At 64.6% G+C, this 20,639-nt stretch carries 18 protein-coding genes; 10 read left to right on the top strand and 8 right to left on the bottom strand.

Going from position 1 to position 20,639, the window contains the following annotated elements; all coding sequences use genetic code 11:
• Nucleotides 1-6: 6 nt before the first annotated feature.
• The 4 genes from AC0L18_RS12770 to AC0L18_RS12785 all read left to right on the top strand — a co-directional run bounded on the left by AC0L18_RS12770 (nucleotide 7) and on the right by AC0L18_RS12785 (nucleotide 3,611).
• Nucleotides 7-1,281, top strand: coding sequence for a glycosyltransferase (locus AC0L18_RS12770; protein WP_473492554.1), 1,275 nt, complete (start codon nucleotides 7-9; stop codon nucleotides 1,279-1,281).
• A gap of 82 nt (nucleotides 1,282-1,363) precedes the next feature.
• Entirely contained in the window at nucleotides 1,364-1,714 is a 351-nt protein-coding gene (locus AC0L18_RS12775) for a cupin domain-containing protein (protein WP_473492555.1), read from the top strand.
• Nucleotides 1,715-1,738: 24 nt separating this feature from the next.
• Nucleotides 1,739-2,083, top strand: a complete 345-nt coding sequence (locus AC0L18_RS12780; RefSeq protein ID WP_473492557.1) for a cupin domain-containing protein — start codon at nucleotides 1,739-1,741, stop codon at nucleotides 2,081-2,083.
• 19 nt (nucleotides 2,084-2,102) lie between these two features.
• Nucleotides 2,103-3,611, top strand: coding sequence for an aldehyde dehydrogenase family protein (locus tag AC0L18_RS12785; RefSeq protein ID WP_473492559.1), 1,509 nt, complete (start codon nucleotides 2,103-2,105; stop codon nucleotides 3,609-3,611).
• A 37-nt stretch (nucleotides 3,612-3,648) separates the two neighbouring features.
• On the opposite strand, the gene AC0L18_RS12790 is transcribed toward AC0L18_RS12785, so the two are convergent.
• From AC0L18_RS12790 to AC0L18_RS12805, 4 genes are read right to left on the bottom strand one after another with little or no spacing between them, the layout of a single operon-like run.
• Nucleotides 3,649-4,596: an ABC transporter permease gene (locus AC0L18_RS12790; protein WP_128181260.1), complete on the bottom strand. Its 948-nt coding sequence runs from the start codon at nucleotides 4,594-4,596 to the stop codon at nucleotides 3,649-3,651.
• Nucleotides 4,597-4,600: 4 nt separating this feature from the next.
• Entirely contained in the window at nucleotides 4,601-5,581 is a 981-nt protein-coding gene (locus AC0L18_RS12795; protein WP_287059004.1) for an ABC transporter permease, read from the bottom strand.
• A gap of 1 nt (nucleotide 5,582) precedes the next feature.
• On the bottom strand, nucleotides 5,583-7,103 hold the full coding sequence (locus tag AC0L18_RS12800; RefSeq protein WP_473492561.1) for an ATP-binding cassette domain-containing protein: 1,521 nt from the start codon (nucleotides 7,101-7,103) through the stop codon (nucleotides 5,583-5,585).
• A 49-nt stretch (nucleotides 7,104-7,152) separates the two neighbouring features.
• Nucleotides 7,153-8,166: a substrate-binding domain-containing protein gene (locus AC0L18_RS12805; protein WP_473492562.1), complete on the bottom strand. Its 1,014-nt coding sequence runs from the start codon at nucleotides 8,164-8,166 to the stop codon at nucleotides 7,153-7,155.
• Nucleotides 8,167-8,367: 201 nt separating this feature from the next.
• Here AC0L18_RS12805 and AC0L18_RS12810 point away from each other — a divergent pair, with 201 nt between their 5' ends.
• The 6 genes from AC0L18_RS12810 (at nucleotide 8,368) to AC0L18_RS12835 (ending at nucleotide 16,166) form a co-directional block, all read left to right on the top strand.
• Nucleotides 8,368-10,764 carry a glucan 1,4-alpha-glucosidase gene (locus AC0L18_RS12810; RefSeq protein ID WP_473492564.1) on the top strand — a complete coding sequence of 799 codons (2,397 nt, stop codon included), beginning with the start codon at nucleotides 8,368-8,370 and terminating at the stop codon, nucleotides 10,762-10,764.
• Nucleotides 10,765-10,884: 120 nt separating this feature from the next.
• Complete coding sequence (gene gnd / locus AC0L18_RS12815; protein WP_473492565.1) at nucleotides 10,885-11,901, top strand: phosphogluconate dehydrogenase (NAD(+)-dependent, decarboxylating); 1,017 nt, start codon at nucleotides 10,885-10,887, stop codon at nucleotides 11,899-11,901.
• A 16-nt stretch (nucleotides 11,902-11,917) separates the two neighbouring features.
• The gene (zwf, locus tag AC0L18_RS12820; protein WP_473492566.1) at nucleotides 11,918-13,294 is read left to right on the top strand and encodes a glucose-6-phosphate dehydrogenase; all 1,377 of its coding nucleotides are present in this window, start codon (nucleotides 11,918-11,920) and stop codon (nucleotides 13,292-13,294) included.
• 16 nt (nucleotides 13,295-13,310) lie between these two features.
• The gene (locus AC0L18_RS12825) at nucleotides 13,311-14,015 is read left to right on the top strand and encodes an ROK family protein (protein ID WP_473492568.1); all 705 of its coding nucleotides are present in this window, start codon (nucleotides 13,311-13,313) and stop codon (nucleotides 14,013-14,015) included.
• Nucleotides 14,016-14,162: 147 nt separating this feature from the next.
• Nucleotides 14,163-14,624, top strand: coding sequence for a Ros/MucR family transcriptional regulator (locus AC0L18_RS12830; protein ID WP_023800548.1), 462 nt, complete (start codon nucleotides 14,163-14,165; stop codon nucleotides 14,622-14,624).
• Nucleotides 14,625-14,924: 300 nt separating this feature from the next.
• Entirely contained in the window at nucleotides 14,925-16,166 is a 1,242-nt protein-coding gene (locus AC0L18_RS12835; protein WP_473492569.1) for an MFS transporter, read from the top strand.
• Between the two features lie 36 nt (nucleotides 16,167-16,202).
• On the opposite strand, the gene AC0L18_RS12840 is transcribed toward AC0L18_RS12835, so the two are convergent.
• The 4 genes from AC0L18_RS12840 to AC0L18_RS12855 all read right to left on the bottom strand — a co-directional run bounded on the left by AC0L18_RS12840 (nucleotide 16,203) and on the right by AC0L18_RS12855 (nucleotide 20,580).
• Complete coding sequence (locus AC0L18_RS12840; protein ID WP_287218882.1) at nucleotides 16,203-16,919, bottom strand: glutamine amidotransferase; 717 nt, start codon at nucleotides 16,917-16,919, stop codon at nucleotides 16,203-16,205.
• Between the two features lie 12 nt (nucleotides 16,920-16,931).
• The gene (locus AC0L18_RS12845) at nucleotides 16,932-17,411 is read right to left on the bottom strand and encodes a tellurite resistance TerB family protein (protein WP_473492571.1); all 480 of its coding nucleotides are present in this window, start codon (nucleotides 17,409-17,411) and stop codon (nucleotides 16,932-16,934) included.
• Between the two features lie 63 nt (nucleotides 17,412-17,474).
• Nucleotides 17,475-19,076 carry a heme biosynthesis HemY N-terminal domain-containing protein gene (locus tag AC0L18_RS12850; protein WP_473492573.1) on the bottom strand — a complete coding sequence of 534 codons (1,602 nt, stop codon included), beginning with the start codon at nucleotides 19,074-19,076 and terminating at the stop codon, nucleotides 17,475-17,477.
• A 10-nt stretch (nucleotides 19,077-19,086) separates the two neighbouring features.
• Nucleotides 19,087-20,580 (bottom strand): COG4223 family protein, encoded by a 1,494-nt coding sequence (locus tag AC0L18_RS12855; RefSeq protein ID WP_473492574.1) that lies wholly within the window; start codon nucleotides 20,578-20,580, stop codon nucleotides 19,087-19,089.
• Nucleotides 20,581-20,639 lie beyond the last annotated feature (59 nt).

The following is a 20,639-nucleotide window of genomic DNA, read 5'->3' on the forward strand; positions in this document are numbered from 1 at the left end:
ACTTTCATGGCGCAGAAGACCATCGCGTTTTTTCCGGAAGCGGCCTATGGCCCGGCGCTCAATTCCGTCGGCATCGCCCAGGCGGTCGAGGCGCGCGGCCACAGAGCGGTGTTCCTGTCGGACCCCGGCTTCGTCGACGTCTACAAGGGCTACGGCTTCGAGGCGCATCCGGTGAACCTGTCCGAGCCGATGCCGCCCGAGCAGATGGCCAAGTTCTGGGAAGACTTCATCAACGGCCACATCCCGAATTTTCGCAAATCGCCCTACGACCAGGTCGACAATTACGTGAAGGACTGCTGGACGGCGATCGTCGACAGCGCCAAATGGGCTGAGAAGGACCTGCCCGGCGTGCTTGCGACGATCAAGCCCGACGTCATCTGCGTCGACAACGTCATCCTGTTCCCGGCGATCAAGCAGTATGGCAAGCCATGGGTGCGCGTCATCTCCTGCTCGGAAAACGAGATCGAGGACGAGGACATCCCGCCGCATCTGTCCGGCTGCGGCGAGAACGACCACGCCTGCCATCAGCGCTACCGCGACCATTTCAACGCGGTCATCAAGCCGATTCATGACGACTTCAACGCGTTCTTGAAAGCCAACAATGAAGCGCCGTATCCGATCGGCCAGTTCTTCGAGGCCTCGCCCTACCTCAACCTGCTGCTTTATCCCGAGGCGGCAAAGTTCAAGCGCCGCCATCCGCTCGACCCAGCAAAATTCCAGTATCTGGAAGGCTGCGTGCGGCAGGAGAAGCCCTACACCGTGCCGAGCTTTGCTGAGAATACTGACGGGCCGCTGCTCTACGTCTCGTTCGGCAGCCTTGGCGCCGGCGATGTCGATCTCTTGAAGCGCATCATCGCGACGCTGGCCGAGACTCGCTACCGGGCGCTGGTCAATGTCGGCGGCTACAAGGACCAATACGCGCAAGTGCCCGGCAATGTCATCGTCGAGAGCTGGTTTCCGCAGCCCTCGGTGATCCCGCAGGTCGATGCGGTGATCCACCATGGGGGCAACAACTCGTTCACCGAGTGTCTCTACTTCGGCAAGCCGGCGATCATCATGCCCTATGTCTGGGATGGCCACGACAACGCGACCCGGGTCGAGGAGACCAGCCACGGCTTCGGCATGCCGCGCTACGACTGGAGCGACGCCGAGCTGATCGCCAAGATCGAAACCTGCCTGACCGACCCGGCAATCAGGGCCAAGCTGGCGAAGACGTCGGCGCAGATGCAGGCGCAGAACGGCCCGGAGAAGGCAGCGGGGCTGCTGGAGAAACTGCTGTGAGCGGGCTGATGGGTATGGCATTCCTTCGCGCCCCCGCCGTAGAGCGCGGGCACGTCAAGCACAAGCATGGCGGAGCTCCCACATGACCTCCTCCGCCCCACACCTCCACCAAGCCTCCACCCGCACCGACCTGATCGACTGGGGCGCCCAGCCCGACGCGCTGGAAGGTGCTTCGCACTCCACCGGCAGGCTCGTCCACAAGGGGCCGAACAACCAGCCGGAATCCGGCATCTGGGTCTGCACGCCCGGCCGCTGGCGGCTGGCGATCCCGCGCGACGAACTGTGCCATTTCGTTGCCGGCTGCGCGACCTACCGATCGGACGACGGCGAGGTGATAGAAGTCTCCGCCGCCACGGTGGTCATGTTCCCGGCCGGCTGGACCGGCGAATGCACCGTCCACGAGACCATCCGCAACATCTACATGCTGGCCTGAAGCCAGCCACTGGAGCTTCACGACATGCCGACACCGATCATGAAATCGCCGCTTGCCCTCACCGACCTCGTCGACTGGGGCGTCATCCCCACGATGATCGAGGGCGAATCCCGCACCTCCGGCAAATTGCTGCACAAGGGGCCGGAAGGCCGCTCCGAATGCGGGCTGTGGGCCTGCACCCCAGGCAAATGGCACTGCCACGTCACCCGCGACGAATTCTGCCATTTCCTCGAGGGCCGCTGCACCTATGTCCACGAATCCGGCGAGGTGATCGAGATCGAACCCGACACCGCGGCGTTCTTTCCGCAGGACTGGAAGGGCGTCTGCACCGTCCACGAGACCATCAAGAAGGTCTACATGATCCGTTGAGCGACTTGAAAGGACGACCATGGACTTCTCACCTGACCGGCCGGCCTTCTTCGTCAATCCGGATTATCGGCCGATGACCGGTGCGGCAAAACCGGTGATCGATCCGGCGACACTGGAAACCGTCGGCGCCATCGCGACTGCAACCGACGGCGAGATCGACGCCGTGCTCACTGCTGCGGCCAGGGCGCAAGCTGCCTGGAAAAAGCGCGACGCCAAGAGCCGCGCCAGGCATCTGCATGCAGTCGCCAACGCCATCGAGGCGGCCGACTTCACCTGCTGCGCCGAGCTGATGGTGCGCGAGATGGGCAAGCCCTATCCGGAAGCAATCGGCGAGATCGCCAATTGCGCGCCGATCTTCCGCTACTACGCCGAAATGGCGCGCGACGATGCCGGCAAGATCGCCGGCACGACGCAGGCGGGTTCGTTCCAGTATGCGCGCTACGAGCCCTACGGCACGTCTGTGCACATCATGCCCTACAATTTCCCGATCCTGTTGATGTGCTGGACCGTTGCCGCCTCGCTTGCCGCCGGCAATGCCTGCGTCATCAAGCCGGCCGAAGCGACGACACTGTCGACGCTGGACTACATGACCGTGTTCCGCTCACTGCCGGAGGGCCTGGTTTCCTGCCTGCCCGGCGCGGCGGCCACGGCGCAGGCTTTGATCGCCTCCGATCGCACCCATGCGGTTGCCTTCACCGGTTCGGTCGCCGCCGGCAAGGCTGTCGCCGTCGCTTGCGCCGAGCGCATGAAGCCATGCGTCATCGAGGCCGGCGGTAGCGATCCGCTGATCATCAGCCGACACGCCCCGCTCGACGTGGCGGCCGCCGGCAGCGTCACCGCCGCGTTCCATCTCACCGGCCAGGTCTGCACCTCGGCCGAACGGTTTTTCGTCGTCGATGCCGTTCATGACCGCTTTGTCGAGCTGTTTGCGCAGAAGACACGGGCGCTGCGCATCGGCAACGGCCTCGACAAGACCGAGATCGGGCCGCTGGTCAGCGAGGCGGCGCGGGCGAAAGTCATGCGGCTGGTCGACGATGCCGTGCGCAATGGTGCCAAGGCGATCACCGGCGGGCGTATTCCGCCGGCGCACAATGTCGGCTGGTTCTACGAGCCGACGATCCTGACCAGCGTCACCCCCGACATGGCGATCGTGCGCGAAGAATGTTTCGGGCCAGTCGCCGCGATCTGCCGGGTCAAGGATTTCGACGAGGCGATAGAACTTGCCAATGACAGCCCGTTCGGGCTCGGCGCCTCGGTGTTCACCACTGATCTTGCCGAGGCGCATGAGGCTGCGGAGCGGCTTGAGGCCGGGATGGTCTGGGTCAACAATCCGCTGATCGACAATGACGCGCTGCCGTTCGGTGGCTGGAAGGCGTCGGGCCTTGGCCGCGAACTTGGTCGCCAGGGGCTGGATGCCTTCCGCCGCTCGAAGATGGTCATCATCGACCACAGGCCAGCGATCCAGGACTGGTGGTATCCCTATCCCGACAGCTGGTTCCGCGAATCTGGCGGGCGCAAGCACGTATGAGATGACACGGGTCAGCGCCGCCAAGAGCTGCCGCTTGCTAGCGCAGCGCTTTCTGCCCGCCGGCGGCAGTGATGACGCCGACGATGATCAGCCCGGTCAGCAACAGACGGACGCCGGCGCTGACGCCGAACGTGTTGAGCATGGTCAAAAGCAGCACCAGGAACAGGGCCGCGCCCCAGACACCCGGCACGTTGGCCTTGCCGCCGGCCACCGACGTGCCGCCGATGACGACGACGGCGATCGAGGCCAGCAGGTATTCGTTGCCGATATCGACATTGGCGCCGCGGAAATAGCCGGCGAGCAGCGCCCCGTCGAGTCCGCCGAGCGCGCCCGACAGCGTGTAGGTAAGAAAGCGGATGCGGCCGACATTGACGCCAGCCAGCCACGCCGCGCGGATGTTCTGGCCGATCGCCAGCACCGAACGGCCATAGATCATGCGCTGCAGCGCGATCGCAGCGCCGATGGAGAACAGCACGGTGAGGATCGCCAGCACCGGAATGCCAAGAATCTGCCAGTTGGTGAAACTGGCAAAGCCCGGCGGCGGCTTGATCTGCAAGCCGCGGCCATAGCTGATGTCGATCGACTGGATGATGAAGCTCGCCGACAGTGTGGCGATGATCGGTGGAATGCGCAGCGCCCAGATCAAGAGATAATTGGCGGCGCCGATCGCCATGCCGCAGGCCAGCGCCGCCAGCAGCCCGACCGCGATCATTGAATCATTGCCGTCCATCACCTTCATGGCGACGGCGCTGGCGAGGCCGATATTGGCGGGCAGCGACAGGTCGACATTGCCGGGACCGAGCGTGATCACAAACATCTGGCCGACACCGACGATGACGGTGAAGACGGCGAGCGAAAGTGCCGCCGTGATCATGCCGCCGCCGCCATATCCGCCGGTGAAGGTGATCGTCGCCAGCCACACCAGCAGCGCACCGATGAAGGACCATATCCAGGGTTTTGCGAGCAGCAATCGCAACGATGCCATCCCCTCACCTCTCCCTGCGGCTGATCAGCACCCGGGCCGCCAGCACGATGATGAGGATGGCGCCGTTGGCGGCCACCTGCCAATCGGGAGGGATGTGCATGAAGGTCAGCAGCGGCGAGGCGGCGAGCGCCAGCGTCAGCGCGCCGATTACCGCGCCGATCGGCGATACCCGGCCACCGACGAATTCGCCGCCGCCTAGGATGACGCCGGCGATCGAAAGCAGCGTATAGCCATTGCCGATATTCGCATCGGCCGAGGTGGTGATGCCGATCAGGGCCATGCCGGACAAAACGCCGAACAGACCGGTCAACGCGAACAGCACGACCTTGGTCTTGAGCAGCGACCAGCCGGCACGGCTGAGGGCCGCGGCATTGCCGCCGGAGCCGCGCAGGATCACGCCATACGAGGTGCGCATCAGCCCGAAATGGACGACCGCGGCAATCAGCAGCGCCGCAATGATCGGGAAGGGAACGAAGGGCGGCTTGAAGGCCATCAGCGACAGCAGCCAGTCCGGTGCCTTGCCGCCGGGTTTCGGCAGGATGAGGATGGCGAGGCCCTGCCAGACAAAGCTCATGCCGAGCGTCACCACGATCGAAGGCAGATTGCGCAGATGGATCAATGCGCCGAGCAGCGCATAGACGCCGATCGACCCGAGCAGGATCAAGACGCCGACCAGCGGCGCGTCCTTCAGCCACGTCGCCGTGACGCAGCCGACGAAACCGACGAAGGTGCCGATCGACAGGTCCAGCTCGTTGCCGGCGATGACGAACATCTGCGCGATCGTCGCCAGGGCGATCGGGACCGCCAAATTGAGCATCAGGCTGAAGCCGAAATAACTGATGGCGCGCGGGTTGAGCCAGGCGATCGCCAGCAGCACCAGCATCAGCGACATCGCTGGCAGCAGCCCGCGCAGCAGACGCGCCCGCGCCAGCGCGCTTCGCTCGGAAGAACTCTTGGGACCGGTCTCGACGGGTGCTGCCGTCATCTCAGGCCGCGTCGCCGAACGAGGACTGAATGATCTTTTCCTCGGTCAGATCGTCGCGACCAAGCCTGGCGACGATCCGGCCGTTCTTGAAGACATAGACGTGGTGGCAATTGTCGAGCTCTTCGGTTTCCGTGGTGTACCAGAGGAAGGTGCGGCCGCGGCCGGCCTCTTCGCGCACGAGGTCGTAGACTTCGAGCTTGGTGCCGATGTCGACGCCGCGCATCGGGTCGTCCATCAGCACGATCTTGGCGTCGGAACCGAGCGCCCGGGCAAACAGAGCCTTCTGCTGGTTGCCGCCGGACAGCGAGAAGATGTTGTTGTTCATGTCGGGCGTCCGGATGCCGATTTTCTTTTGCCAGAAGTCGGCGAGTTCGGCTTCGCGCCGCGGCGAGATCAGCAGGCCGTTGCGCAATCGCGCCAGCGAACGGATGCCGATGTTTTGCGCAATCGACCATTGCGGAAAGATCCCGTCAGACTGGCGGTCGCCGGCCACCAGCGCCACCGGTGCTGTGACCTCGATGCCGGTTTTAGTGCGTGCCGCAGCGGCGAAAATCGCCAGCAGCAGGTCGGTCTGGCCGTGACCGGCCAACCCGGCAAGGCCGATGATTTCGCCGGCATGCGCCACAAGTTCGTTGCCGTCCTCTTGCCGCGCCGGGCGGGCCCGGACCCGGAGCGGGCCGCTCTCCGGCTTTTGGGTCGCGATTTCGGCCGCGATCTTCTCACGCGCTGCCGCTCCACCCATGGTCGTCACCAGTCTGTCGCGATCGAAAGCCTTAGCCGCATCCGACGCAACGACCTTGCCGTCGCGCATCACCACGATGCGGTCGGCATTCCCGAGCACCTCGCCCAGAACATGCGAGATCAGGATGCAGCTCTTGCCCCCGGCGACAAAGCGCCGGACGAAGGCCAGCAACTGGCCGGCCGTGTGCGCGTCGAGCGAGGATGTCGGCTCGTCGAGGATGACCAGCTCAAGCGGATCCTGCGTAACCGTGAAGGCGCGCGCCACCTCGACCATCTGCCGCCTGCCGATGGAGAGGTCGCTGGCAATATCGGCGGCGGAGATGCTGTGGCCCGGGAATATCTCGTCGAGCTTGGCGACGATGAGATCGGCCGCCTTGCGCCGCCAGCCAAAGCCGCGCAGCGCCGGGTGGTTGATTCGCGTGTTCTCGGCAACGCTGAGATTCGGGCACAGCGACAGTTCCTGGAACACGCAGCGTATGCCCAGTTGTTGGGCGCGCGGCACCGAATAATTATCTTCGATGCCGCCACGCACCGCGATCCGACCGCTGTCGGGCACGAGCGTGCCCGCCACCATATGCATCAGCGTCGACTTGCCAGCGCCATTGTGGCCGACGAGACCGACGCATTCGCCGGCACCGACGTGGAAATCAACCCCGGCAAGCGCCCGGACGGCGCCGAAATGTTTTTCGGCTCCGTCCAGTCTGATGATGTCGACAGTGGCGGCGCCGAAATGTTTTTCGGCTCCGTCCAGTCTGATGATGTCTGCACCGGCCTCGGGCATACCTAGCGAAATCCGGAAGACGACGCGCGCGGCATTGGATGTGCCACGCTCACTTGATGTTGGCTTTGATCGCCGCGATGGCGTCTTCCTGCGTGTATTCGTGGCTGGCGACGCCGCCCTTGGGGATGTTCGGCAGCTCGGCCTCGAAATTATCCTGGGCGAAGGCGAGGTATGGCACCAACAGGTCATGCGGCACATCGGTGCGGCCGTCGAGCACCTGCTGCGCCACCCAGAAGGCCAGCGACGACACGCCCGGCGCAATCGACGCCGACCAGGTCTGGTAGCCATCCTTGTCCTTCTGTTCCTTCCACCACTGCAATTCGTCCTGGCGGTTGCCCATGATGATGGTCGGGCGCGGTTTGCCGGCGGCGGCGAAGGCTTGTGCCGCGCCATAGCCGTCGCCGCCCTGATCGACGACGCCGACGATTTCCGGCAGCGACGGCAGGATCGTCGCGACCGCCTTCTGCGCTGTGGTCTGGTCCCAGTCGCCGGTCACCGAACCGACGATCTTGAACTCGGGATGGGCGGCGACGCCCTCCAGAATCCCGGCGTGGATGGCGTCGTCGATCGACGTGCCGGCAAGGCCGCGGATTTCCAGCAGATTGCCGCCCTCGGGATGGAACTTGGCCATCTGCTCGACTTCCTGCCTGCCCATGTCCTTGAAGTCGACGACGACGCGGTAGGCGCAGGGCTCGGTGACGATGCCGTCGAAGGAGACGACGACGATGCCGGCATCGCAGGCCTGCTTGACGGCGCCGTTGAGCGCGTCCGGCGAGGCGGCGTTGATGACGATGGCGTCATAGCCTTGCAGGATCAGGTTCTGAACCTGGGCAGCCTGGGTCGGCACTTCCTTGTCGGCCGTCGTGAAGATGTCCGCGGCGGCGACCACCCCGTCGGCGACCGCCTTCTTGGTGACGATGGCATAGCTGTCGAGCATCGCCTGCCGCCACGAATTGCCGGCATAATTGTTGGAAAAGGCGATCTTCTTGTCGCTGGTGTCGGCAAACGCGGCGCCTGATGCGAGCATCGCCGCAAGGGCACTCAAGACGAGTATCTTCTTCATCTGTTATCCTCCCATGGATTGCTGGTCGTTGTTGGCTGCTGGCGGCTGTTATGACGACCCTCGTTTCAATATTGTCAGACAAATTTAGATGGGCGCACTTGTCAACAGCGATCGATGACGGTTTGACGATCAACTTGCGGTGCAATGATTGAAAAGGCTTCGGCTCCTGGTCTAGGGATGGGGCAGGAGACCAAAATCAAGATGGCAGCGACGCCGACTGATGCGCTGGGCCCACCCGGAATTCCGGCGCGCTGGACGTCGAGCGCCAAGAGCGGCGTCGGAACCGCGCTTTCGCCGGCCTGCCCTGTCTGGTTCACGATCAGCCACGGCATCCTCAACGAGGTCTATTATCCCCGCCTCGACAGCGCCTGCACGCGAGACATGGGACTGGTCGTCACCGGCCCCGGCTTCTATTTCTCGGAAGAAAAGCGCGATGCCGTGCACAGCCTCGAGCCGTTCGAGGATGGGGTGCCCGCCTACAGGCTGGTCAACACCGCCGCCACCTATCGAATCGAAAAGCGCATCGTTACGGATCCGGAACATCCTGTTTTGCTGCAGGAAATCAGCTTCACGCCGCTGAGCGGCACATACGCCGACCACCGCGTCTACGCGCTGCTGGCGCCGCATCTGGTCAACGCCGGCATGGCCAACACCGCCTGGGTCGGCGACTACGAGGGAAGGCCTGTCCTGTTTGCATCGGGACGTGGCGTTTGCCTGGCGCTCGCCTCGTCGCTGCCTTGGGGAGCATGCTCGGCCGGCTATGTCGGTGTCTCCGACGGCTGGCAGCAACTCCGTCGTGACGGCCGACTCGACCCGGCTTGCCGCAGGGCCGAGGACGGCAATGTCGCGCTGACCGGCGAGATCGGCTTTTCGGCTGCGAACCCGACGGCGTTGCTGGCGCTGGGTTTCGGAACGACGCCGCAAGAGGCGGCGGAAAATGCCTCGGCCAGCCTGAAGCGGGGTTTTGCGCCCGCGGCCAAATCCTTTATCGAAAAATGGCGAGAGTGGCAGGCTGGCTTGCTGCTGCTGGACCGGCATGGTGCGGGGATCAACACCTATCGTGTCAGCACGGCGGTTCTGGCAACGCATCGCTCATCCACTGGCGCGGCCGTCGCCAGCCTCTCGATCCCGTGGGGCTTCAGCAAGGGCGACGACGATATAGGCGGCTATCATCTGGTCTGGCCGCGCGACCTGGTCGAAACCGCGGGCGGTTTCCTCGCCGCCGGCGATCCGGCGCAAGCGCTTGAGATCCTCGCCTATCTCCGCTCGATCCAGCAGCCGGATGGGCATTGGCCGCAGAACGCCTGGCTCGACGGATCAGCCTATTGGCCGGGCATCCAGATGGACGAATGCGCGTTTCCGCTGCTGCTCGCAGACGCGCTGCGCCGCGCTGGGCATCTGGCAGACGCCGCGTTGCGCTCCTTCATGCCGATGGTCGAGCGCGCCGCTTCCTACGTCGTGCGCAACGGTCCGGTCACCGGCGAAGACCGCTGGGAAGAGGATGCCGGCTACAGCCCGTTCACGCTGGCCGTCGAGATCGCCGCCCTGCTGGCCGCGGCCGACCTGTTCGAAACTTGCGGCAAAGCAGAGCCGGCAAATTATCTGCGGGAAACCGCCGATGTCTGGAACGACCAGATCGAGCGCTGGACCTATGTCACCGGCACTCCACTCGGCGAAGAGGTCGGCGTCGAGGGCTATTACGTCCGCATCGCGCCGCCCGACACCGCCGGCGCGGCGTCGCCGAAGGACGGCTATGTGCCGATCAAGAACCGGCCGCCGGGCGATAGCGACCGGCCGGCCGAGGCGATCGTCAGCCCGGATGCGCTGGCGCTCGTCCGCTTCGGCCTCAGGGCCGCCGACGATCCGCGCATCGTCGACACGGTCAGGGTCATCGAAGCGCGGCTGCGCTGCGACCTGCCGCAGGGCCCCGTCTGGTATCGCTATACCAGCGACGGCTATGGCGAGCACGCCGACGGCGCGCCCTTCGACGGGACCGGCCAGGGCCGGCCCTGGCCGCTGCTGGTCGGCGAGCGCGCCCATTACGAACTGGCGGCGGGCCGCAAGGACAAGGCAGCGAGCTTGTTAAAGACCCTGGAGGATTCGGCCGGGTCTGGCGGGCTGCTGCCGGAGCAGGTCTGGGATGGTCCCGACATCGCCGAACACGAACTGCGGCACGGCGGACCGTCGGGCAGCGCCATGCCTCTGGTCTGGGCGCATTCGGAGCATATCAAGCTGCTGCGCTCGCTCAATGACGGCGCCGTCTTCGACATGCCGCCGCAAGGCGTGAAGCGCTACATCGAGGACAAGACCGTGGCGCCGCGCCGGACATGGCGCTTCAATCACAAGCTCCGCGCCATGCCCGCCGGCAAGCTGCTGCGCGTCGAACTGCTGGCCCGGGCGGTGGTCCATTGGAGCAACGACGATTGGGCAACCATCCGTGACGCCGCGACGATCGAGAACGCCTTCGGCATCCATCTCACGGACCTGCCCGTTGCCGATGTCCCGCCGGGCAATATGATCGTCTTTACTTTTTTCTGGCCCGATGCCGGCCGTTGGGAGAATGTCGACTTTTCCGTCGGTATCGACAAGCCGGGCTAGAGCATGATCCCGAACCGAAGGTCCGCGTTAGCGAAAAGTGGAAACCGGTTTTCGGAAAAGATCATGCTCCAACAATAGAGCCAGTAGATCTTCTATCCCTCAAGAAGCAGGACGAAAAACATGCAGATCGGAATGATGGGACTGGGCAGGATGGGCGCCAACATGGTGCGGCGCCTGCTGCGCGATGGCCATGAATGCGTGGTCTACGACATCAACCCGGCCAGCGTTGAAGCCCTTGTGACGGCTGGCGCGATCGGAGCCGCTTCGATGGAGGAGTTCGTCGGCAAGCTGACCAAGCCGCGCAGCGCCTGGCTGATGCTGCCGGCGGCGATCACCAGCCGGATCGTCGACCAGGTGGCTGACCTGATGGAGCCGGGCGACATCATCGTCGACGGCGGCAATTCCTATTATCACGAGGCTGTCGACCATGCCGCGCGCCTGGCATTGAAAGGCCTGAACTATGTCGATGTCGGCACCAGCGGCGGCGTCTGGGGCCTTGAGCGCGGCTATTGCCTGATGATCGGCGGCCCCGACAGCGCGGTCCAGCATCTCGACCCGGTCTTCGCCACCCTGGCGCCGGGCGCCGATGCCGGGATGCCTGCCCCTGGCAAGGATGCCGGAACCGCCCCGTTCGGCTATCTCCACTGCGGACCGAGCGGCGCCGGCCATTTCGTCAAGATGGTCCATAACGGCATCGAGTACGGCGTCATGGCCGCCTATGCCGAGGGCATGAACATCCTGAAGTCGGCGAATGCCGGCAAGCGACAGCGGACCGCCGACGCCGAAACCAGTCCATTGGAAAACCCGCAATATTACCAGTTCGACATCGATATCGCCGAGGTTGCCGAGGTCTGGCGGCATGGCAGCGTCATCGGCTCCTGGCTGCTCGACCTCACGGCGGGCGTATTGAAGGCCGATTCGGGGCTGACGCAGTTCGGCGGACGGGTTTCGGATTCCGGCGAAGGCCGCTGGACGCTGAAGGCGGCGATCGACACCGGCGTGCCGGCGCCGGTTCTGTCCTCGGCCCTGTTCGACCGGTTCGCCTCGCAAGGCGAATCCGAATTCGCCGACAAGCTGCTATCCGCCATGCGCTATGCCTTTGGCGGCCATGTCGAAAAGCCGAAGATCGGCTCGTGACGGGGAAGACACGCTCATGAACCAGGAACGGTCCGACACGCTGGTGCTTTTCGGGGCGACCGGCGACCTCGCCCACAAAAAAATCTTCCCGGCACTTTACGCCATGGTCGCCAAGGGAACGCTCACCGAACCGGTGATCGGCGTCGCTTTCGACGCCTGGGACCTGAAGCAGTTGCAGGCGCGGGCCTACGACGGGATCGTCAAGGCCATCGGCAAGGTCGACGAGAAGATATTCGCGAAACTTGCCTCGCTGCTTCGCTATGTCAGCGGCGACTACCGCAGCGCCGCGACATTCGAGAAGCTGAAAAGCGCGCTCGGGACCGCGCAGCACCCGCTGCACTATCTGGCGGTGCCGCCGACCATGTTCGAGACGGTCATCCAGGGCCTGGAACAGTCGGGCGCAGCCCAGGGCGCGCGCCTGATGGTGGAAAAGCCGTTCGGTCACGATCTGCAATCGGCGCGCTGGCTGAACCGGGTCCTTCACCTGGTGTTCGACGAGCAGTCGATCTTTCGCATCGACCATTATCTCGGCAAGGAGGCGATCCAGAACCTGCTCTATTTCCGCTTCGCCAATTCCTTTCTCGAGCCGATCTGGAACCGCAATTTCGTCGAGAGCGTGCAGATCACCATGGCCGAGGATTTCGGCGTCGAAGGCCGCGGCCGCTTCTACGACGAGGTCGGCTGCATCCGCGACGTCATCGAGAACCATCTGCTCAACATCCTGCTGCTGCTGGCCATGGAGCCGCCCGTTGGCCGCTCGGCCGACGATCTGATCGACGAGAAGGTGCAGGTGCTGCGGGCGATCCGGACGCTGACCAGTGACGATGTCGTGCGCGGCCAGTTCAAAGGCTATCTCAGCGAGCCGGGCGTCGCGCCGAATTCGCCGGTCGAGACCTTCGCGGCGGTGCGTTTCCTCGTCGACACCTGGCGTTGGCGGGACGTGCCCTTCTTCATCCGCGCCGGCAAATGCATGCCGGTGCACGCCACCGAGGTCATCGTGCGGCTGAAGCGGCCGCCGCTCGACGTCTTCGACCCGATCAAACCCGGAGATGCGAATCACGTCCGTTTCCGCATCGACCCGCAGGTGGCGATCTCGATCGGCGCCCAGCGCAAGGCCGCTGGTGACGACATGATCGGCGAGCAGGTCGAACTCACCGCGCTCGACGACAGCAAGGGCGACATGCCGCCCTATGAGCGGCTGATCGGCGACGCCATGAACGGCAACGGCCAGTTGTTCACTCGCCAGGATGCCAGCGAGCTTGCCTGGCGGATCGTCGGCCCGGTGCTTGGCGATACCACGCCGCCACACCTCTATGAGCCGGGAGCATGGGGTCCCGCCGAGGCGATGGCCGGGTTCGGACCGCCGAACGGCTGGATCAACCCGGCGAAATGAACTCAGAGGCGACGCAATGGCCAAAGCGGCGAAAAAGCCGGCACCGGAGAGCGAAAAGATCGTGCTTGCGATCGATATCGGCGGCTCCCATGTCAAGATCCTCACCAGCGCCGGCGGCGAGGAGCGCAGAACCGATTCCGGGCCCGGCCTGACGCCGCAGCAAATGATCGCCGTCGTGCAGACGCTCGCCGATGGCTTGCCCTACGATGTCGTCTCGATCGGTTATCCCGGCCCGGTGCACCACAACAGGCCACTGGCCGACCCCGCCAATCTCGGCAAGGGTTGGGTCGGATTTGACTTCGCAACGCAGTTCGGTAAGCCGGTGAAGCTGGTCAACGACGCGCTGATGCAGGCCGTCGGCAGCTATGAAGGCGGGCGCATGCTGTTCCTGGGTCTCGGAACCGGACTCGGTGCTGCGATGATCCTCGACAACGTCGCCCAGCAGATGGAACTCGCGCATCTTCCCTACAAGAAGGGCAGCAGCTTCGAAGACTATGTCGGCGAACGCGGCCTTGAAAAGCGCGGCAAGAAGAAATGGCGCAAACACGTTTTCGACGTCGTCGAGCGGCTGCGCGCCGCCCTTCAGCCTGACTATGTGGTCATCGGCGGCGGCAATGTCGACAAACTCGACGAATTGCCTGCCGGTTGCAGGCGTGGCGACAACACACGCGCCTTCGAAGGGGGATTTCGACTGTGGCGCGACAAATCCCTGATTGTCTGATATTATAGCGGTTCGGGCCCAAACCTGTTGATCTGGCCCGGCCGTTAGTATTGTTATTCAAAATAATGTGTAGCGTGGTGCGGCGTCATTGCGTTATGCAGATTTGCCGACTAGGAATTCTGCGACCCCACTAACGGAGAAAATAGATTGACCGACGACAGCAACAAAGCCCGCAAGGACATCGACCTTCTCGAGCTGACCGCTCACATCGTGTCCGCTTACGTCGAGAAGAACCGCTTGCCCGCTTCCGGCCTCGGCGATCTCATCGCCAGCGTCAGCGCGTCGATAGGTGGGCTCGGCCAGCCCGCCGTTCCGGTCGCAGCACCGCTGATCCCGGCGGTCAATCCCAAGAAATCGGTGACGCCGGATTACATCATTTGCCTCGAAGACGGCAAGAAGTTCAAATCGCTGAAGCGCCATATCGGCGTTCATTTCGGACTGACGCCGGATGCCTACCGAGCCAAATGGGGCTTGCCGGCTGACTATCCGATGGTCGCCCCGACCTATGCGGCCTCGCGCTCGCAGTTGGCGAAGGCGATCGGCCTTGGCCGCAAGGCCGCCCCGCCGGCGCCGGTCAAGAAGACCAGGAAGCCCAAGGCCACGGTCTGACGCGCTCGAAGTCGCCTTTGACGCTCGAGATTGGCGAAAGCCGTCGCGACGGCCAATCTCCCCCTTGGGGGGGAGATGTCCGGCAGGACAAGAGGGGGCGCGGGGAGAACTCGACCTGCGCGCCTAATAACCCTTCCACCTCCGCCGAGCTGTGCAATTAGCATGGTAGCCGGGAATCCTTGATCCAGAGCCGATTTTTGCGCGCGCCTCGCACCGAACTGCGCTAAAAGCGCGGTGGTCGGACCAGCGCCCTCGTGGAAGTGCCCCGCCGGCCGACTTCCTTGCCACGCGGCCTGATTCATGACACCCGAACCTCACGCACCGCCCGACCGGCGCTATGCCGCCTTCCGGCACAAACCCTTCCTGAGCTATTGGGCGGCACGCTTCCTCGCCACATTCGCCACCCAGATCGTATCCGTCGCCGTCGGCTGGCAGGTCTACGACCTGACCCGCGATCCGTTCGATCTCGGCCTTGTCGGCATTGTCCAGTTCCTGCCTTCGCTGCTGCTGGTGCTGATCACCGGGGTGGTCGCTGACCGTTTCGGCCGCCGCCTGATCATGGCGCTGATGGTGCTGCTGGAGGCGATCTGCGCGCTGGCCCTGCTGCTGCTGACGCTGCGCGGTCTTAGCGGACCGGGATTGATCTTCGGCGTGCTCGCCATGTTCGGCATCGCGCGCGCCTTCTTCGGACCGGCAGCGGCGTCGCTGTTCGCCAACCTCGTGCCGCCGGAGGATTTCGGCAACGCGATCGCCTGGAATTCGTCCGCCTGGCAGACGGCGACCATCGTCGGACCGGTCGCCGGCGGCCTGCTCTACGGGCTCTCGGCGCAAGCGGCATACGGCACCGCTGCCGTTCTGATGTTTGTCGCTGCGGTGCTGGTCTTCACCATCCCAAAGCCTGCCCAGCGCAGCGAGACCGACAGGCCGACGATGCAGACCCTGTTTGCCGGCTTCGGCTATATCTGGAGCGAGAAGATCGTGCTCGGCGCCATTTCGCTCGATTTGTTCGCCGTGCTTTTGTCCGGCGCCACGGCGCTGCTGCCGGTCTATGCGCGCGACATCCTCGAACTCGGCCCTTGGGGCCTGGGACTGTTGCGTTCGGCGCCGGGCATCGGCGCCATCTGCGTTGCCATCTGGCTGGCCGGACATCCGATCCGCAACCATGCCGGCGTGGTCATGCTCGGCTTCGTCGCGCTGTTCGGCGCCTTCACGGTGCTGTTCGGCCTTTCCACCATCAGCTGGCTGTCGATCGCAGCGCTCGCCTTGCTCGGCGCCGCCGACATGTTCAGCGTCTACATCAGAGAGACGCTGATCCAGCTGTGGACGCCGGACAAGGTTCGCGGCCGCGTCAACGCCGTCAATCAGGTTTTCGTCGGCGCCTCCAACGAGCTCGGCGAATTCCGCGCCGGCACCATGGCGGCATTGATCGGCACCGTGCCCGCGGTGGTGATCGGCGGCGTCGGCGCAGTCGTTGTCGCCGGGCTGTGGGCGGTGCTGTTCCCGCAGCTGCGCAAGGTCCGCCATCTCAACGGGCGAAACTGATCCCAGGGCGCACTGATCCGGGCAAACTAGACCAGATCAGGACAGCGCCGGCTTGCCGAAGATCGTCTGCAGGAATTCGCCGAGCCAGCGCTTCAGATGCATGTCCCAGATCAGCCGGCCGCCGAGATGATCGCGACCGGGCTGCGCGCCGGGCAACTCGAAGCGATGCGCGCCGCGAACGACCCAGCGCTGCATCATCGCCCTTGTCAATTCGCCATGGAACTGGATGCCCCAGGCATTGTCGCCATAACGAAACGCCTGGTTTGGATAGGTTTCGGCCGTCGCCAGCAGCGTCGCGTCCTTCGGCAGCGAAAAGCCCTCGCGGTGAAACTGATAGACCATCTCGGGCCAGCGCATCAGCTTCTTGCCGTCCTCGGTCGCTGTCAGCGGATACCAGCCGATCTCGACCAGCCCCTCGCCATGACCCTCGACCTTGCCGCCAAGATGGTTGACCAGCATCTGCGCGCCGAGGCAGATGCCGAGCAACGGCCGGTTCTCCCGGAGCGGCACTTTTAGCCAGTCGGTCTCACGGCGGACGAAATCGTCCTCGTCATTGGCGCTCATCGGTCCGCCGAACACCACGGTTCCGGCATGACCGTCCAGGGTTTCCGGCAAGGCGTCACCGAGCGGCGGGCAGCGGAGATCGAGGTCGAAGCCTTCTTCGATAAGCATGTGGCCGACGCGCCCTGGGCTCGAACTCTCCTGATGCAGCACGATCAGGATTTTTGGTCTCGGCCTCGGCGTGGATGGCATGGGGAATTCCGTCTATTCGTCGCTCGATGTTCCAGCCGCGCCCGGCACTTCGGCGGCCGCCTTGCGGCGTGCCTCGACGCGGTCTTGGCGTTCGACATCCATCAGCTCGGCGACGCGCCAGACGATATTGTCCTCGAGCTCGTGCAATTCGCCATCGGCATAGACGATTTCCCACATCAGGCCGATGAAGGCTTTTCGCGCGTCCGGATCGAGCTGACGCTTCAAAACGCTGGTGAAGGCGTAGAGGTCGATCGCCTCATTGTCGGCCCGCTCGCCGGCAGCGGCAAGCGCGTCGAGCTCGTCGCCGCTGATCGAATAGCTTTCCCCCAGCACCGCCTTGAACCGCTCCCATTCGGCATCCTGACGCACGCCGTCGGCACTCATCACATGGTAGAGAAGGGCGGATGCGGCAACGCGCGGATCATCGGCGTTGTTGCGGGCGCGGCCGTCTCCCGGCAGGTCCTTCAGAAACGACAGAACGCGTTCGAACATGTGATTCCTACTTCCCATCCGCCAAAACTTTCAAGCTCAGCCAACTTTTCAAGCTCAGCCAAATCAAAACAATCGAAACTTGCGTGGTGATTTTTGCTCTTCGTCGTCCGGATCGACGCCGGGATCGTCGGGCAGCCGGGCCATTTCCTCCGCCGGTTCGGCAGCGTCCCCATCCGGCGGCACCGCGGCAGACGCCGTGGCGGTGACCGGCGCAACATCGTCTTCGCCAGTTTCCGATGCCGCCGCGGTGGTCGGCCTTTCGGCCGAACCAGCGGGGTTCAGCTCGATCACATTTTCCTTTGCCGGCTTCGTTGGCGCCGCAATTGTCGGCACCGCGGCGGCCGGCGCATCCTCGTCACTGTCGATGAGCTGGCCGAGCCGCTCCATCGGCGCACGCCACTCGAAGGCGTCGAGCTTGCCGGTGATCGGCGACACCGGCGCCCAGCGATCGGAAACGACGCCGTCGGCGACCCAGGCCGGATCGCGCGGTGCACGCACTGCCTTGGACAAAAGCTGCCGCACCTTGCCCTGATCGCCGGTCTCGGCCTCCTCGATGTCGGCCAGAAGCAGATAGGCGCCTTCGCGGCGATCCATGCGGATAGCCGCCTCGGCCTCTTTGCGGGCGGTTGAAAAGTCCTGCGCGTCGAGCGCGGCGCGCGCCACCGCCAGCGACGATTCGGCGTGGTTCTTCTTCATCTCCTGCAGCTTCTTCGCCCGGTTCAGGCGGTCGAGCACGGCATCGCCTGGCCGGGCGTGGGTGTAAAGCTCGGCGATCTCTGGATGCGGCTCGGCTTTCCACGCCGTTTCGAGGATCTTCGCGCCCTTGCGCACATCATTCTGTCTGAACAGCAGTTTGGCTGCGATCCCCGCCGCCGGCGCGAAATCCGGCCGCAGCCGGTTGGCCTCCAGAGCAGCGGTTTTGGCGGCATTGAGATCGCTGTCGATCAGCGCCTGCGCCTTGGCGGTGAGCAGCACGGCGCGACGCCGGTTGGCGGCATCGCGCTCGATCTGCCGCGTCGATTTCTGCGCCTCGACCAGTTTCAGCGCGCCGTCCCAGTCGCCGCGCCCGGTCAGGTCTTCCAGCGTCGATTCGGCGGCCCAGGCCAGCTGCGGCGCCATCGCGGCAGCGCGGCCGGCGTAGTGCCGCGCCGCGTTGCGGTCGCCGAGGCGTTCGGCCTCGAGATAAAGCCCGCGCAGGCCGAGCAGCCGCATTTCGGGATCGTCGAGCATGGTCTCGAACTTTTCGCGGGCACCCTGATGGTCGCCTTCGAGCAGCGAGGCTTGCGCCTCCAGCAATTGGATCAGCGGCTCCTGGTCGGAGCGGATCAGCTTTGCCGCTTCCTTGGTCTTCTTGCGGGCGAGCGCTCCGTCACCGGCGCCGGCGGCAATCATGCCGGTCGACAGCGCCTGATAGCCACGATCGCGACGGCGCACGCGGAAATAGCGCGAGATCGCGTAGGGGCTGTTCCACAGCGCCTTGAGCAGCCACCAGGCGATCATCACCGCGGCAACCACGGCAACGACCGCCACCGCCGCCACCATCAGGCTGACCTGGTATTGGTAGCCGCTGAAGGTGACGACCATCTCGCCCGGCCGGTCGGCCAGCCAGGCGAAACCCAGCCCGAGCGCGAAAACCACGACGAGGAAAAGCAGAATGCGAATCATCGGGTTTCCCTCACGCCTTCATCGCACTGGCGATCAACGCGTCGACCTGCTTCTCGACCTCGATTCGCGCCTTCAGTTTGCCGGCAAATTCGGCGCCGGCAGCCTTCACCGCCTCGGGCAGCGTATCGTATTCGCTGAGCGCCTTGGCGTAATCGCCCTGATTGACCGCTACCTCCATGCGGGCGACGGCTTCCGGTGCGCCAGCGCCTTCGACGGCACCAATCGGCCTGACCTTGACCAGCGATTGCGCGCTCGACAGCAGGCTTTGCAGGAAGCCGGCATTCTGGTCGACGGGCTCGGAGGCAGCGACCATGGCATTGGCGGCGGCAGGCATTTCGGTTGCGATCTCCGACCGGGTCGGAACGCCCTTTTCGGCGTAGGCACGCAAGGCTGCGATCTCTGGAGCATCCGGCGAAATCGCCGTAAAGCTTTCGAGTTCGGCGGCGAATGGCGCGCCACGGTCGAGTGCTGCCTTCAGCGCCGATGCGGCGATGGCGAGCGCAACCTTGGGCTGCCCGGCCTGTGCCTCGACCTTGTCGGAAAGCTGCGACACCGACTGTTCCAGCGCCGCAAGCCGGCCGTCCTGTGCCTTCGCCGTCTCGCCGGCGGATTTCACTGCCGCGTCGAGCCCGGCCAGCTTTTCGTTGAGCGGTCCGAGATCGACCGGCGCCGTGTTGCCGGTCTGGCCAAGCGCCGCAACAGCCGTCTCGATCTGCCTGACCTTGTCGCCGAGGGCTGCAAGCCCGGCTGTGTCGCCTGCTCCGCCCTGCTCGATGGCGGATTTCAGCGCCGCGACATCCGTCTTGACCTGATCCAGCGCTGACGACAGCCCGTCCACCTTGGCCGTGGCGTCATTGTTGCCGGCTGTTTCCTTGAGTCCGGCAATCTCGCTTTTCAGCGCAGCGATTTCGCTATTGACGCCATCGAGCGACACGCCGCCCGAGGACAAATCGCCAGCCCCTGGCGCGCCGAGCAGGCCGGCATACTGCAGCCCTCCGGCGGCAGCCAGCGCGATGACGCCGCCGATAATGCCGGCGGCGATGCCGTTGATGCCGCCACGCTTCGGCTGTGCTGCCATATCTTCAGTCCCTGTCTGGGTTTCCTTCGCCGCGTCTGCGGCGCCCGCCTTGGCCGAAGCGTCCTTGGCCGATGCGTCGTCGAAACTGTAGTCGAAGCCCCGCTTCGCCGATGCCTCCAAGCCGGCCGGATAAGTCGGTTTGGGGCCTTCGGGACCTTTGGCGCCGCCCTCTGCCGGCTGTTCCGAGCCGGCCGGCGGGGCCGCTTCGGCATGTTCCCACGGCTCGATGTCGGTCTGGTCGGCATGGACGGGTTCTTCAGGCGCTTCTGGCTGCGACGCGCTTGCCGCCTCCTCCGCCTTCGCCTCGTCGGTCCGCCCGTTGGCGGCATCCTCGTCGGCAACACGCGAGACAGCGCCGGGCTCGATCTCGATGGTCACCGGCTCGCGACGGCTTTTCGAATGCCGCATCTTCGGCGTCTTGACCATGCTTGGGCTCCGCAAATTTCGCTTCGGGATGGTTCAGAAAGGGTCTAGCACATCACCAA

The sequence above is a fragment of the Mesorhizobium sp. WSM4819 genome (genome assembly GCF_055811215.1).